The sequence below is a fragment of the Tateyamaria pelophila genome (genome assembly GCF_019966495.1).
In the GTDB taxonomy this organism is placed as follows: domain Bacteria; phylum Pseudomonadota; class Alphaproteobacteria; order Rhodobacterales; family Rhodobacteraceae; genus Tateyamaria; species Tateyamaria pelophila.
Map to the genome: position 1 here is coordinate 1 of NZ_JAIMIA010000029.1, position 12,206 is coordinate 12,206.

A 12,206-nucleotide genomic window follows, 5' to 3' on the forward strand; every position below is an offset into this window, starting at 1 on the left:
GTCCGAACGCGGCGGCGACCGCGCAGCCTTCATGTACACCCTGATCGTCACCGCAAAAATGAACGACATCGACCCCCAAGCCTGGCTCGCTGACGTTCTCAAACGACTGCCCGACATGCCCGTCTCGCGCGTGCACGAGCTGCTACCGTGGAACTGGAAAACCGCAGCACAAAACGTCAAGGCTGCATAGCCGCGGTCCACGCCGAATGTTTACTTTGTACGCCATATCCTCGATCAACAGAAACAGATCGGTGACCCGTTTTGAGTAGGCCTCAAAAACAAAGGCGCGGAAGATCCTTGAGGCCCCCATCATCTCGTCAAATGCGCTGCGTGGGATAACGACGGTCTCGATATCGGTCTCAGCGAGGCCTTCGGCAGAACCATACTCGAATGCCAAGAGGCAAGCCATCGTCAGCACGCAGCTCTCGCCCGCATGAACCCGATGGAGGACGATCTTGCACCCGGTCTCGGAAAGCCGTTGAACCCGCACAGTGCCTGAGACTAACAAAAAAAGGTTCTCGGCTGGCTTGCCCGGACCAAAGATCACGGTACCCTGTTTAAGGCATATAGTGCGGGCGCGCTTGTCCAACATCGCTGTAGTTTTCGGCGACAGATCGGAAAGACCGGGAAAACGCTCCCTCCATGAAGGGTGTTTCAGCATTGTGCTAATCCTGTTTCTCATGACACTAACCGCGCCCCGCCCACCACGTTTTGATTTTTGTCAACGCGCCTGGCCACCACCAGACGCAAACAAATGGTACGGGAGACTGTACAAGACGCCCGCAATCGCGATATCTCTTGCTGATCAGCCGACACCTAAGAACGAGGTCGCGCGCCTGTCCAACCGCAGCGGTCAGCGTCGTTGCCACTTCTGGCAGCGATGTCGCCAATGACAAAAGCAACAAACCCACAATCGATTTGGCAAGTTTGAAGCGATCAGACAGAGCGTCTGCCAGATAAGCTAGTCGCGCCTAGGCGATCCAGACGGCGGTCGCGCATAGAGCAAAGAAAACCAGGCTTTGGAAAAGCATGGTCACCGGATTCTGCATGGTACCGGGATACCAAGTTTAACTGTCGCCTATTTGACATCGCTCAATCGCGCGGAGCTTTGTCCGTGCACTATGTAGGCATGAATGATGAGCACGGACACAGCCCGCAGGAAATCTCAAAACGTCTTTCGAAAGGTCAGCGCCCCGGGCACCTCAAAGACATGATTTACGGTGGGATCGATGGCGCTGTCACGACCTTTGCCATCGTCGCGGGGATTGAAGGCGCAGGCTTGTCGCACGTCAACATCGTTGCTCTTGGAGTAGCCAATATCATCGCCGATGGCTTTTCAATGGCCGCCAGCAACTATTCCGGCACCAAAGCTAAATTCGACGAGCGCAAGCGGATTATCAAGATTGAAGAACGCCATATCGCGCTGCACCCTGAAGGCGAGTTGGAAGGACTGCGCCAGATCTTGCTGATGCGTGGTTTGTCAGGTGCGGTTCTGGAAGAGGCAACGACAGCAATCGCCCAAAGCAAGGATAACTGGATCGGCCTGATGCTGACAGATGAATATGGGCTCGCAAATGTTGAACCTGAACCAATGCGTGCAGCCCTCACGACTTTCGCGGCTTTTATCGTGGCTGGGTCGGTACCACTTGTGCCCTTCGTGCTGAGGCTTGAGCACGCTTTTGCAATCTCGGTCTTTGCAACCTTGATGACGTTTTTCCTGATTGGAACGGGAAAAAGTTTTTGGTCTCTCTCCAAAGGGTGGCATTCAGGCAGCGTAACGCTTTTGATTGGTGGCGTGGCGGCGCTGCTCACCTACATCGTTGGCGGTCTTTTCCATCCAGCCTGATTCCGTTTGAGCCATGTCAATTGAGCTGACCCAAAAGCTGGAAGCATGGAAGCATGGAAGCATGGAAGCAAAGATGAGACGATCATGTTTACGAACGCCGTAAAACTCTTCACGCTTAACAGGTTCGATATTAAGGTCGATCCCAGTTGGTTGCTTATTGCAGCACTCATCACATGGAGCTTGTCCCGTCAGTTCTTCCCACAAGTGCTGCCAGGGGAAAACGCGTATGTTTACCTGACGATGGCCATTGTTGCGATGCTGGGTCTGTTTGGTTCGCTCTTGTTGCATGAATTGGCACATTCAATGGTTGCGCGCCGTCTGGGTGTTCCGATCAAGAGCGTTACGCTGTTTCTGTTCGGCGGTGTAGCCGAGCTTGAAGCGGAACCAAGCTCCGCGCGGGTGGAATTCTGGATTGCAGTGGCCGGTCCTGCGATGTCTTTGTGCCTTGCCATCGAATTTACGGTGCTGGAATATATAGCCGTATGGTCTGGACTGTCGGCGGCACTCATCGAGATCGTTTCATATCTTGCGCTCATCAATCTGGTGCTCGCGCTTTTCAACCTTTTGCCTGCCTTCCCGCTTGATGGCGGCCGCGTCTTGCGGGCAGTCCTTTGGCTACGCTCTGGTGATGTGCTTTATGCAACGCGGGCGGCCGCGCAATCAGGCGCTTTTCTTGCCTATGCAATGATGACTCTAGGGGTCGTTTCATTGTTTCGGGGTGCGCTTATCGGGGGGCTTTGGCAGATCATGATTGGCGGGTTTGTTTTGGTTGCCGCACGTACCAGTTATACTCAACAACTGGCAAAGGTGGCCTTTGACGGGCGAACCGTCGGGGCGCTGATGACGCCAAATCCAATCACGGTCAGCCCTGATATGACGTTGTCTGAGTTCGTCAACCAAATCATGTTGAAGAAACATGTGAACTTTGTGCCGGTCCTTGAAGGCGATGTATTGCTCGGCCATATGGACCCATCCGTTTTGGCGGGAATTGACCGTGAGAACTGGGCAAATACACGGGTCGACGATGTGTTTGTGGGCTTGGATCAAGCCGCCATGACCGGTGCCGACATGCCTGTTCAAGACTTGCTTGAAATCATCTCGAACACCGGACAGCGCAAGTTTCTCGTCGTGTCGGATCACGACCTGCTCGGGGTTATCACCCTGTCGGACCTAACCCGTTTTCTGAGTTCCGCCGATCAGGATCAGCGACCGCACAACAAAGGGGATCAATCGTGATGAAAATTCTCATACTTCAAGGTCACCCTGATCCATCAGAAACCCATTTGTGTCACGCGATTGCAGAAAACTACCGCCGGGGGGCCGAACAAAAAGGTCATGATGTGCAGGTCATCATGATAGCGAAGGAGGACGTTCCATATCTCCGTTCAAAAGCTGAATGGGAAAGCGGTGATCCGCCTCAAGTTGCCCAAAACCGGACAGGCCGCGGTGCGCGCCGCCGATCACGTCGTTTTAGTGTACCCCCTTTGGATGGGGGACATTCCAGCACTTGTTAAGGCGTAGATTGCGCAGGTTCTACGAAAGGACTTTGCATTCGAGATGGATCACAAGCGCTGGAAAGCGTCGCTCAGGGGCAAGTCTGCACGGGTGATCGTCACCATAGGCACCAGGTCTTGCCTATCGCTGGTGCAGCGCGACAAACAAGATGAGAATCCGTATTGCCGCATCCAGATTGTCGCGCTACACGCTGGTTTTTCTTCGCGCACTCTCTGCGCACTCTTGATCGCAATATCTTGAAATTCTGCGGAATAAGGCCGGTCAAATGGAGCATTTTCGGGAATGCTGAGGATCCCAGTGGCAAAGCGCAAAAGGTATTCCTCTCTAAGGCCGAGGCGCTTGGGCGAAACGCTGAGTAGTGTGCGAACAGGCGTACCGAACTCTGGTTCTCGTTTTCGTTTCAAAGTGCTAGCGATGAACCTTGGCTTGGACCTTCGATAGGCAGGCGAATTTCCAGATGATTGATGCTTTACGTCGCACTGTCCAAAACCACGCGCAAAAGGCCACATTGCCGATTTCTGTGCGAATAGCGGTTTTTTCCTTTGGTCAACGATACAGCACTAAATCGCGATCAACTCGCCAAGATGGATTTCCACCGCACTCAGTGGCTGATTTGACAGTTCCTTGGGCATTTCACCCAAAAGGACCGCGCGCAGTGACGTATCAAGAATTTCGCGTAACAAGCCCAGTATGCGCGGCCCTGCAATCAGGATCAGTCGATCAAACCGCTTTTCGACATGCGCCTTTGCAACCTGATCGATTACAGTTTTAGCAAACCGCGCATCACTGATGTCTTGCGGATCAGTCTGTTCCACCGCTGCCATGCCGGGCCCGGCGATGCTGTGGCCAACTCCGGCTTTATCTTTAGGCGCGTTTGCTTCAGGCGAATTCCAAGTTTGTCCGCGTACGGGTGCAAGCCCTTTTCCGGGCCCGCGATGGGCCACCACTTTTGCGAACCGGGCATTCGCCAATACGACCCATGTCACAATCGGTTTCATCCTGATCTCCATGTAGTTAGTCACCATTTTCTCATATCCAAACAAGGTCCGGCTGATACAAATCAATCGAGGCTTGCACCTTCCACACACCATTTGGCAGGTTGGAAGCAGAGGTGTTACTTATGACCGAGACATCAGAAGACGATACTGTTCTGCGCGCCATCATGGACGCGGCAGTGGATGCGATGATCGTCTCAGATCAATCGGGCACGATCCTGCGGGTAAATGCGGCAGCGGCGACGCTGTTCCAGTTTGCACCGGATGAGATGGTTGGAAAAAGCGTCAACATGCTGATGCCAGATGCTCTGGCCGCTTTGCACGACAACTTTGTAGCGCGTCATATCGAGACAGGAGAAAAACGGATCCTCGGTCTGGGCCGCGATGTCGAAGGGCAGCGCAGCGATGGAACCGTATTTCCGCTACACATCTCCCTGGGTCACGCACAAGTGGGCGCCCAACGCATTTTCATCAGTATTATGCACGATTTGACATATCGTAAAGCGACAGAGGCGGCTTTGGCCCGATCGCAGAGGCTTGATGCGATTGGCCAGATGACTGGTGGCATCGCGCACGATTTTAATAATCTTTTGACGATCATCACGGGTAATCTGGAGCTGCTTGAAATGCGCGGTGCAGATGCCCGCCAACTTCCCTTGATCAAAGATGCGCTCGAGGCCGCCGAGTTGGGCGCGGATCTGACAAAGCGGCTCATGATTTTTGCGCGCCGCAGCAACCTTAATCCTGTGGTGGCAGACCTGCGGGTCTTGTGTTCAGATACCCTGAAACTGCTCAAACGGACACTTGGCACGCCTTTTGAGATCAAAACCGATTTTGCCGCTGATGTGAACTCGGTGATGATCGACCCCGCGCAACTGCAATCGACGCTTATGAACCTTGCCCTGAATGCGCGGGACGCGATGGGCGCTGGTGGCGAGTTGTTGTTTTCGATAGCGAATGTCACGATCGACGACACCTACATGGCGCAGGAAACTGACATGGAGCCCGGTGACTATGTACGCCTGTCGGTCAGTGACAACGGCGCAGGCATGAGTCTTGAGGCGCAGCGTCGTGTGTTCGAGCCCTTCTTCACAACCAGGCCCGACAGCGGCGGAACGGGCTTGGGTCTGGCGATGGTCTACGGCTTTGTTCGCCAATCCGGCGGGCATGTAACCCTGTATAGCGAGCTTGGACATGGGACAAGTTTTGGCCTTTACTTCCCTATCGTGCAACAAGCGGACGACGCCGTCAGTTCTGCCCTGAAGCAAAGCAAAATCCCTGCCTCCCCGCGTGGTCGTGGTGAAACCATCCTGATTGTTGAAGACAATCCCAGAGTGCGTAAGCTGTCGATCGAGCGGATCCGTGATCTGGGGTTCGAGACGCTGCAAGCAGACAGTGGCGATCGGGCTTTTCAGATGCTAAAGGACGGGGCGAAGGTTGATCTGGTGTTTTCCGATCTTGTCATGCCGGGCGATCTGAACGGATACGATCTAGCCGCCAAGATCGCTACAGAATTTCCCTCGCTGAAGGTCTTGCTGACCTCCGGCTATGCGAGTGACGTCGTGACGGGATCGATGGCGAGCGGCCCACCTCGAGATATTCTTCACAAACCTTACCGTCAGTTGGATCTCGCTCAGCGGCTTCACGCCCTGTTGGCAGGTGCGTCTGATGTCTGAAACCTCTGCACTTTGCAGGCGAACGTATATCCGACACCGCGCACGGTCTTGATAAGTTTCGGGCTCGAAGGGTGGCGTTCGATCTTTTTACGCAGCCGGGCGACCTGGTTGTCGATGGTGCGATCCAGCGGACTCCACTGTAACCCCCCAGTCAGATCCATCAGCTGATCGCGCGATAAAATGCGATTGGGACGTTCGAGAAACACAAACAACAATTTGAAATCACCGCTGGTCAGATTGCATTCAGTGTTGTTGCGATCAATCAGTTCCAGCCGGTCTGGAATCGCCGTCATGCCATCAAAGCAGAAATGAAGACTGCCCTCCGCGTCCCGAACCACGGTTTCAACTGGGTCTGTGGGGTGCATCGCCCCTGGGTCCCTTGCCCGTCGCAACACACTGCGAATGCGTGCGATCACCTCGCGCACATGAAACGGCTTGGTGATGTAATCGTCCGCCCCAACTTCAAGCCCTACAACGCGGTCGATCACGTCGTCTTTTCCGGTCACCATGATAATGGGCACCTGAGACGTACGCCTGATCTCGCGGGCCAGATCAACCCCGTTGTCTTTGCCCAGATTTATGTCCAGTGTAATCAGGCCAATGTGCGTATCCGATAAGATATCCATGGTTTTGGCGGCATCGTCCGCTTCACGCACAGAAAAGCCCTCGTCCTCAAGCACATTGCGCAAAAGGGTTCTGATTTTAGGGTCGTCGTCAATGATGAGCACGGTTTGAGCAGTCACGTCACCCTCGCACAACCAATTTGTGAGTCACTAACCAAGAGCCCGGTTTGCCGGCCCCTCATTTCAAGTCTCCAGATTACAAAATGATACAAAAGTTTACACATAGACAATAATGCAGATTACATGGGTTGTCCAAGGTGGCCTCGACTTTACCAAGAAGGGCCGCCCAATGTACGTGACCATTCCCGACAAACAGACAATTGAAAGCTCAATTGCGCCACTTGTCAGCGTTACACCCAAGACCACCGAGGCGCGGCTGAAACCCGGTGACTATTTGTACTTTGAGGGTGACGACGTTGCATGGCTTTATCAGGTCACCAGCGGGGTTGTTCGATTGGCACGTTTGCTGTTGGATGGTCGCAGACAAGTTATCGCATTTGGTTATCCTGGCGATATCATTGGATTTCCTGCAGATGGCCTGCATCATACGGATTGCGAAAGTCTGACGGATGCACGGTTGCAGCCGTTCCGTCGGACCCACCTCGAGAGCGGTGAAGGCGATCCAGTGCTGCATGCCGCCCTGCTGAGGGCAACTTTGCGCGAAATCAGCGCAATGCAGGATCACTTCATGATGCTTGGGCGAAAGTCAGCCACAGAAAAACTGGCATCTTTCCTGTGCGTCCTTACCGAGCGCGTCGGAGAAGATTTGGGGGCCTATCGCCAGATTAATTTACCGATGAGTCGATCTGACATTGCCGATTTTCTTGGTCTGACGACAGAAACGATCAGCCGGACCTTTACCCAGCTGCGCAAGCGTAAGATAATCGCCATCGACAACAATCATTCCATCATCATTCAGCGACCAACGGCCCTGTTGAACCTGTCGGTGGGGGACCGGGACTCATACCAACGGCTCGATTAGTTGACCGTTATCCAGTCCCTGTGAGTGATTGAGGTTATTCGGTCTGGATCGTTTGCGAAGAAGTTCCAGGCATCTTGGCACTTGTCGAGTATTTCGTCGTAACTATCAAATACGGAGATGGCGAGTTTGTTGGCCCGCAAGTAGGCCCAGACGTTTTCCATCGGGTTGAGTTCGGGCGCATAGGGCGGCAGTTTCAGCAGCGTGATGTTGTCGGGCACATCGAGAGCTTTCGCACAATGCCAACCAGCCCCGTCCACGATCAGCAGCGCATGGGCCCCGGGCGCGACCGCCTTTGCGATCTCTTCGAGATGCAGTCCCATTGCTTCTGTGTTGACATAAGGCAAGATCAGCCCGGCTCCGGTGCCACGTGCGGGGCAGGCAGCGCCAAAGATGTAGCTCCATTTGTAGCGTGTATCGCGGGGCACACGCGGGCGTGTGCCCCGTCGCGCCCAGATACGGGTCAGGGTGCCTTGCTGGCCCACGCGGGCTTCGTCTTGAAACCAGACTTCCAATGGTTTTCCACGCGCGTGTTCGGGCAGGATATCCGCTACGATACTTGCGAAGTTTTTTTGAATGCCACCTGTGCTGATACGTCAGCATTGGGATGTTCCGGGCGCACCGAGAGCCTGCGAAATCCCAGCTTGGCCAGATATGTACCGACCGTACGCTCATGGAGTCTGACGCCGAACTTCGCTTCAATGCGCCGCGCAAGATCCACGCGCCGCCAGCGCACGACGCCATCTCGCGCCGGATCGGGCCCGGCCTCAACCCAACGCGAGAGTTGCGCCATCTGGTCTTCAGACAAGAGGGGCTTCACCCCACGTCGAATGCGACGCCAGGATTGCCGATCAGCCACAGGAACAACGCTCGTGTCATCGCACCAACCCCGAGTAAGACCAGCGTGTAGTTGGCGACCCCGCCGACAAAAGGAATGAAATTCAACAGCGAAATGAAGATGATCGCTGCCGCAAAAACCATGAGCCGCGCGACGCTACTTGGGTCCTGCGCGCCGCCAAACCCTGACCAGATCCGCATTGCCACCCCGTAAGCACCCAAGGGTCCAGACAGCAAGGCTCTATCGGAAGATTTGTTCGTAGAATACCGTTAACGAGGAACGCATGGCGAACAAATCTTCCTGGCAAGACGATAAAGCCCTTGCTGGATAGCATGTAGCATCAATCGGGAGCCACGGTTGCGCCACCGGCAATGGGATCCAGGCGAGAGCAACTGGGCACCGCGCCGGGGACTTACGTGTTTAAGGAGTGACTCTTTTTGAACACTTTGGTTCGGTGCATTCGCCCATTGCTTGAAAAGAAGACAATGTTAACGCTGGTCTTCCCATTCTGACTTGGAAAGAATGCGGCCGGTAGCCAAATCGTTGGGCGATAGTCGGCAGTTTTTGGCTCTGGTTTTTCTCAGCGCTTCAAACCCGATGATCACGTCGAGCAACTCGGTGGTTATTGCAGCCTGACGCACAGCGCGTTTCTCGGACCCAAGCTCCTCCAGCCTGTCATCAACGGATTTTTCGGCCTGCTGCATCAGCGCCAAACGCGCCGCATTTTCGGTCATCAACGCCTCGGCAATCGCGCGGAACAGCGTGGCAAAGAGATGGCTTCGCACCAACGCCATGAACAAGTCGTCTGCGGGCATAGAAAAGAATGGCCGACTTCGCGACACCCATGGCCTTGTCGACAGATCGGCCAGAAGTCCTTGATCGATCGGAAGCAGGGATGTCACGATTGGCCCCTGCCCGGTCACACCTTCTTGCGCGACATAAGCCAGCGATACAGCCAATTCACGCGAGAGGTCCGCCTTGCGGATCTCTTCCAGCCTTTGCGTGAGAAGGTTTGCCAGACGTCCGATCCCATCAACAGAAGCCGCTGGAAAAAATGTTTCATCCACGGCGATGTGCTGATCTGCCAGCGAAGCTGTCATCTGTGCCCCGACGCACAGAACCGTCAGCTTGCCATCAGTAGCTTCGGTTCGCTCATCCGCCAAAAAGCACGCAAGCGCCTCGTTGTAGTTGCCGCATAGCCCATGATCGGACCCGAATACGATCAAGACCTGCCTGGCGTGATCGGTCGATCGCGTCTCAAGCGGTCCGAATGCCGTCAGAAACCCATGCAATCCGTCCAGCACAGTCGCATGATAGGCCTCGATCGCCTTTGCTGCCTGTTCATAGGGCGCTGCATTGATGACAGACAGGGTTTTCATCGTGTGTACGACACTACGAATGCCGCGCATGCTGGTCGACCGACGCCCGAGGGTTTCAAGGGTTTGCGCCATCTTGCTCTCCAAAAGTTGCGCGCGCCTTTTGAGCCAGCGCCACCATGCAGGCGCGATCATCGTCGCCAAGCGGGTCGTTCCCGGCAATGCGCGCGGCGACATCATCAAGCTCCCGCGCGGCCGCCGACCTGAGGGCGGACATGACTTGCGCCGTTTCAGCCTCGGTCAGACCATCGAACTGACCCTCCATCGCCGCAACCAGAACAGTGATCTGTTCGATGGTGGGGATCGGATCGCGTTCGGGCTGTCGCAAAGCCGCCCGCACCGCCACACCGCGCGTCAGCCGGGCGCGCGTGGCCTCGTCAAGCCGGGTGCCAAAGCGGGCGAAGTCTTCCAATTCCTCGAACTGCGAGAGAGTCACGCGCAGGTTTCCGGCTACGGAACGGAACGCCTTGGACTGCGCCTTGCCGCCGACACGCGACACCGACACGCCAAGATCGATCGCGGGGAACTGGTTCTTGCGCACAAGGCGCGGCGACAAGTAGATCTGCCCATCGGTGATAGAGATGAGGTTTGTGGGGATATAGGCTGCCAGGTTTTCCGCCTGCGTTTCGACCACTGGCAGAACCGTGATGGAGCCGCCCCCTGCGGACGAGGTGAACTGCCCTGCCCGCTCCAGCAACCGCGCATGAATGTAAAATATATCGCCCGGAAAGGCCTCGCGCCCCGGCGGGCGGCGCAGCAAAAGCGACAGCTCCCGATAGGACCGTGCATGGTGGGTCAGGTCATCCAGTATGACGAGAACATCTTTGGCTTGGCCCGCGAAGTATTCTGCCATGGTCATCGCCGCGTAAGGCGCCACATAAGCGAGACCCGCCGCGTCCTCGTCACCTGCCGACATGACGATGCTTTGATCCGTCATCGCCCCTTCACGGATCGCACCGATCACTTTGGCAACTGCATCGCCGCGCTGCCCGATGGCGCAATAGATGCAGATCACGCCGGTCGCCTTCTGATTTAGGATAGCATCCACCGCCAGCGACGTCTTGCCGGTTTGACGGTCACCGATGATCAGTTCGCGCTGTCCAAGACCCACAGGAACGGCGGCGTCGATTGCCTTGATCCCAGTCGCCAGCGGGCGCGTGATGGCCTGTCGGTCAAGGATTTCGGGGGCTTCGGCCTCCACCGGCCGCGTCGCTTCAGTCTTGATCGGGCCTTTGCCGTCTCTTGGATTGCCAAGGGCGTCCACAACGCGGCCCAAGAGTGCTGCACCGACCCGCGTGCTGACTACCTTGTGAGAGCGTGTGACGCTTTCGCCGACCGTCACCTGGTCGCTGGAGCCAAGCAGAACGACACCCAAGCGGCCCGGTTCGAGATCGAGAACGATGCCCTGCACGCCGCTGGAAAAGTGCAGCAATTCGTCAGACAAGGCACGTTCGAGTCCAACGACAATTACGATACCATCCGCCACCTCAACCACATGGCCGATCTCGCTGAGGCGCGGTGACGGGGATGGGCTGGCCAAAAGCGCCTCTACCAACGCCTGGGGGCCTGGCATCGGGTTTGTGGCTGAGCCAGTCATGTCGAAGCCAGCTTTGGATCAACACCCGCAGCCAATTGCGCGTCCATCAAATCGCCCAGGCTGTCGATGTAACCATCCACGGTCCAATCCAGTTGCGCGCCGCCGATCCGGAGGACGAGGCCGGGGGGCTGGTCCGCATCGGTTTCGAACCGAAACGGGATGTCCGGGAACACCGTTTGAAGGCTGCTTATCAGATCGTTCTGCGCAGATTCCGGCAAGGCATCGCGGCTGGTGATTACGGCTGCGGTGCTTTTGCCCGCGGCAGCACTCAACTCTTCAGCCATCGGTTCAATCCGCTTGGCAAGATGCTGGGCGATGCGGCCTTCAAGCGATGTGTCCGCAAGATCAGTCAGAGCCTTGCGGGTCAAAGACAGCAAGGCGCCACCGCCAGCGCGCTGCAATTTTGCAGCGTATTTCTTCCTCTCTTCGTCCAGATGCGCTTGCGATGCCATGCGTTCTTCCTCCAGCCGTTTGTGTGCTTCAGCCAAGAGGGCGTCGCGCTGTGTTTCGGCCTCCTGTCGCACAGCCTCTGCCACGTCGGATTGTTCGGCATTCAGAGCCCTGATCTGATCCAGATGCACCCGTTCCGCTGCCTGCGCTTTTTCCTTTGCAAGCACAGCTTCATGCATCCTGTTTGTGATCTCGGCCTCACGGGCGTCGATCCCATCCAGAATGGGGCGGTACAAAAACCGCCGGAGTAACCAAACAAGCACCAGAAAATTGGCGATCTGGGCTGCAACTGTGATCCAGTCAATGGACAT

Annotated in this window: 14 protein-coding genes and 2 pseudogenes; 7 read left to right on the forward strand and 9 right to left on the reverse strand. The window is 55.9% G+C overall.

The window, feature by feature from the left end:
- On the forward strand, positions 1-190 hold a 190-nt coding region (locus tag LC354_RS11260; protein WP_223423851.1), incomplete at its 5' end, for a transposase domain-containing protein.
- Here LC354_RS11260 and LC354_RS11265 read toward each other — a convergent pair.
- Entirely contained in the window at positions 143-682 is a 540-nt protein-coding gene (locus LC354_RS11265; RefSeq protein WP_317849309.1) for a Crp/Fnr family transcriptional regulator, read from the reverse strand. The genes LC354_RS11260 and LC354_RS11265 overlap by 48 nt on opposite strands.
- A 4-nt stretch (positions 683-686) precedes the next feature.
- Positions 687-956, reverse strand: coding sequence for a hypothetical protein (locus tag LC354_RS27995; RefSeq protein ID WP_223423924.1), 270 nt, complete (start codon positions 954-956; stop codon positions 687-689).
- A gap of 254 nt (positions 957-1,210) precedes the next feature.
- Here LC354_RS27995 and LC354_RS11275 point away from each other — a divergent pair, with 254 nt between their 5' ends.
- The 4 genes and pseudogenes from LC354_RS11275 (at position 1,211) to LC354_RS28005 (ending at position 3,367) form a co-directional block, all read left to right on the forward strand.
- The gene (locus tag LC354_RS11275; protein WP_317849310.1) at positions 1,211-1,846 is read left to right on the forward strand and encodes a VIT1/CCC1 transporter family protein; all 636 of its coding nucleotides are present in this window, start codon (positions 1,211-1,213) and stop codon (positions 1,844-1,846) included.
- 84 nt (positions 1,847-1,930) lie between these two features.
- Positions 1,931-3,082 (forward strand): site-2 protease family protein, encoded by a 1,152-nt coding sequence (locus LC354_RS11280; RefSeq protein WP_223423852.1) that lies wholly within the window; start codon positions 1,931-1,933, stop codon positions 3,080-3,082.
- A pseudogene (locus tag LC354_RS28000) lies at positions 3,082-3,228 on the forward strand (NAD(P)H-dependent oxidoreductase); the annotation flags it as partial. The gene LC354_RS11280 and the pseudogene LC354_RS28000, both read left to right, overlap by 1 nt.
- A gap of 64 nt (positions 3,229-3,292) precedes the next feature.
- Positions 3,293-3,367, forward strand: coding sequence for a hypothetical protein (locus tag LC354_RS28005; protein ID WP_399203422.1), 75 nt, complete (start codon positions 3,293-3,295; stop codon positions 3,365-3,367).
- Positions 3,368-3,921: 554 nt separating this feature from the next.
- Here the strand turns inward: LC354_RS28005 and LC354_RS11290 are convergent.
- Positions 3,922-4,359, reverse strand: a complete 438-nt coding sequence (locus LC354_RS11290; protein WP_223423855.1) for a host attachment protein — start codon at positions 4,357-4,359, stop codon at positions 3,922-3,924.
- Between the two features lie 122 nt (positions 4,360-4,481).
- On the opposite strand from LC354_RS11290, the gene LC354_RS11295 reads away from it, so the two are divergent.
- A complete protein-coding gene (locus LC354_RS11295; protein ID WP_223423857.1) occupies positions 4,482-6,032 on the forward strand; it encodes a PAS domain S-box protein in 1,551 nt (516 codons plus the stop codon).
- On the opposite strand, the gene LC354_RS11300 is transcribed toward LC354_RS11295, so the two are convergent.
- On the reverse strand, positions 5,999-6,775 hold the full coding sequence (locus tag LC354_RS11300) for a response regulator (protein ID WP_223423859.1): 777 nt from the start codon (positions 6,773-6,775) through the stop codon (positions 5,999-6,001). The genes LC354_RS11295 and LC354_RS11300 overlap by 34 nt on opposite strands.
- Before the next feature lie 112 nt (positions 6,776-6,887).
- Between LC354_RS11300 and LC354_RS11305 the strand changes: the two genes are divergently transcribed.
- Positions 6,888-7,637 carry a helix-turn-helix domain-containing protein gene (locus LC354_RS11305; protein WP_223423861.1) on the forward strand — a complete coding sequence of 250 codons (750 nt, stop codon included), beginning with the start codon at positions 6,888-6,890 and terminating at the stop codon, positions 7,635-7,637.
- On the opposite strand, the pseudogene LC354_RS11310 reads toward LC354_RS11305, so the two are convergent.
- The 5 genes and pseudogenes from LC354_RS11310 to LC354_RS11330 form a co-directional block, all read right to left on the reverse strand.
- Positions 7,634-8,457 (reverse strand): annotated as a pseudogene (locus LC354_RS11310) (IS630 family transposase); the annotation flags it as partial. The gene LC354_RS11305 and the pseudogene LC354_RS11310 sit on opposite strands and share 4 nt — an antisense overlap.
- The gene (locus tag LC354_RS11315) at positions 8,451-8,672 is read right to left on the reverse strand and encodes a hypothetical protein (RefSeq protein ID WP_223423862.1); all 222 of its coding nucleotides are present in this window, start codon (positions 8,670-8,672) and stop codon (positions 8,451-8,453) included. The gene LC354_RS11315 and the pseudogene LC354_RS11310, both read right to left, overlap by 7 nt.
- Positions 8,673-8,960: 288 nt before the next feature.
- Entirely contained in the window at positions 8,961-9,923 is a 963-nt protein-coding gene (locus LC354_RS11320) for a F0F1 ATP synthase subunit gamma (protein ID WP_223423864.1), read from the reverse strand.
- Positions 9,907-11,445 carry a F0F1 ATP synthase subunit alpha gene (locus LC354_RS11325; RefSeq protein ID WP_223423866.1) on the reverse strand — a complete coding sequence of 513 codons (1,539 nt, stop codon included), beginning with the start codon at positions 11,443-11,445 and terminating at the stop codon, positions 9,907-9,909. Before LC354_RS11325 ends, LC354_RS11320 begins: the two co-directional genes overlap by 17 nt.
- On the reverse strand, positions 11,442-12,206 hold the full coding sequence (locus LC354_RS11330; RefSeq protein ID WP_223423867.1) for a F0F1 ATP synthase subunit delta: 765 nt from the start codon (positions 12,204-12,206) through the stop codon (positions 11,442-11,444). The genes LC354_RS11325 and LC354_RS11330 overlap by 4 nt, the downstream gene beginning before the upstream one ends.

Bases quoted from the DNA above. Each gene is read 5' to 3' on its own strand.
- LC354_RS11265 (WP_317849309.1), bottom strand. From the start codon at position 682: ATGAGAAACAGGATTAGCACAATGCTGAAACACCCTTCATGGAGGGAG.
- LC354_RS11275 (WP_317849310.1), top strand. From the start codon at position 1,211: ATGATTTACGGTGGGATCGATGGCGCTGTCACGACCTTTGCCATCGTC.
- LC354_RS11280 (WP_223423852.1), top strand. From the start codon at position 1,931: ATGTTTACGAACGCCGTAAAACTCTTCACGCTTAACAGGTTCGATATT.
- LC354_RS11290 (WP_223423855.1), bottom strand. From the start codon at position 4,359: ATGAAACCGATTGTGACATGGGTCGTATTGGCGAATGCCCGGTTCGCA.
- LC354_RS11295 (WP_223423857.1), top strand. From the start codon at position 4,482: ATGACCGAGACATCAGAAGACGATACTGTTCTGCGCGCCATCATGGAC.
- LC354_RS11305 (WP_223423861.1), top strand. From the start codon at position 6,888: ATGCAGATTACATGGGTTGTCCAAGGTGGCCTCGACTTTACCAAGAAG.
- LC354_RS11315 (WP_223423862.1), bottom strand. From the start codon at position 8,672: ATGCGGATCTGGTCAGGGTTTGGCGGCGCGCAGGACCCAAGTAGCGTC.
- LC354_RS11320 (WP_223423864.1), bottom strand. From the start codon at position 9,923: ATGGCGCAAACCCTTGAAACCCTCGGGCGTCGGTCGACCAGCATGCGC.
- LC354_RS11325 (WP_223423866.1), bottom strand. From the start codon at position 11,445: ATGACTGGCTCAGCCACAAACCCGATGCCAGGCCCCCAGGCGTTGGTA.
- LC354_RS11330 (WP_223423867.1), bottom strand. From the start codon at position 12,206: ATGTCCATTGACTGGATCACAGTTGCAGCCCAGATCGCCAATTTTCTG.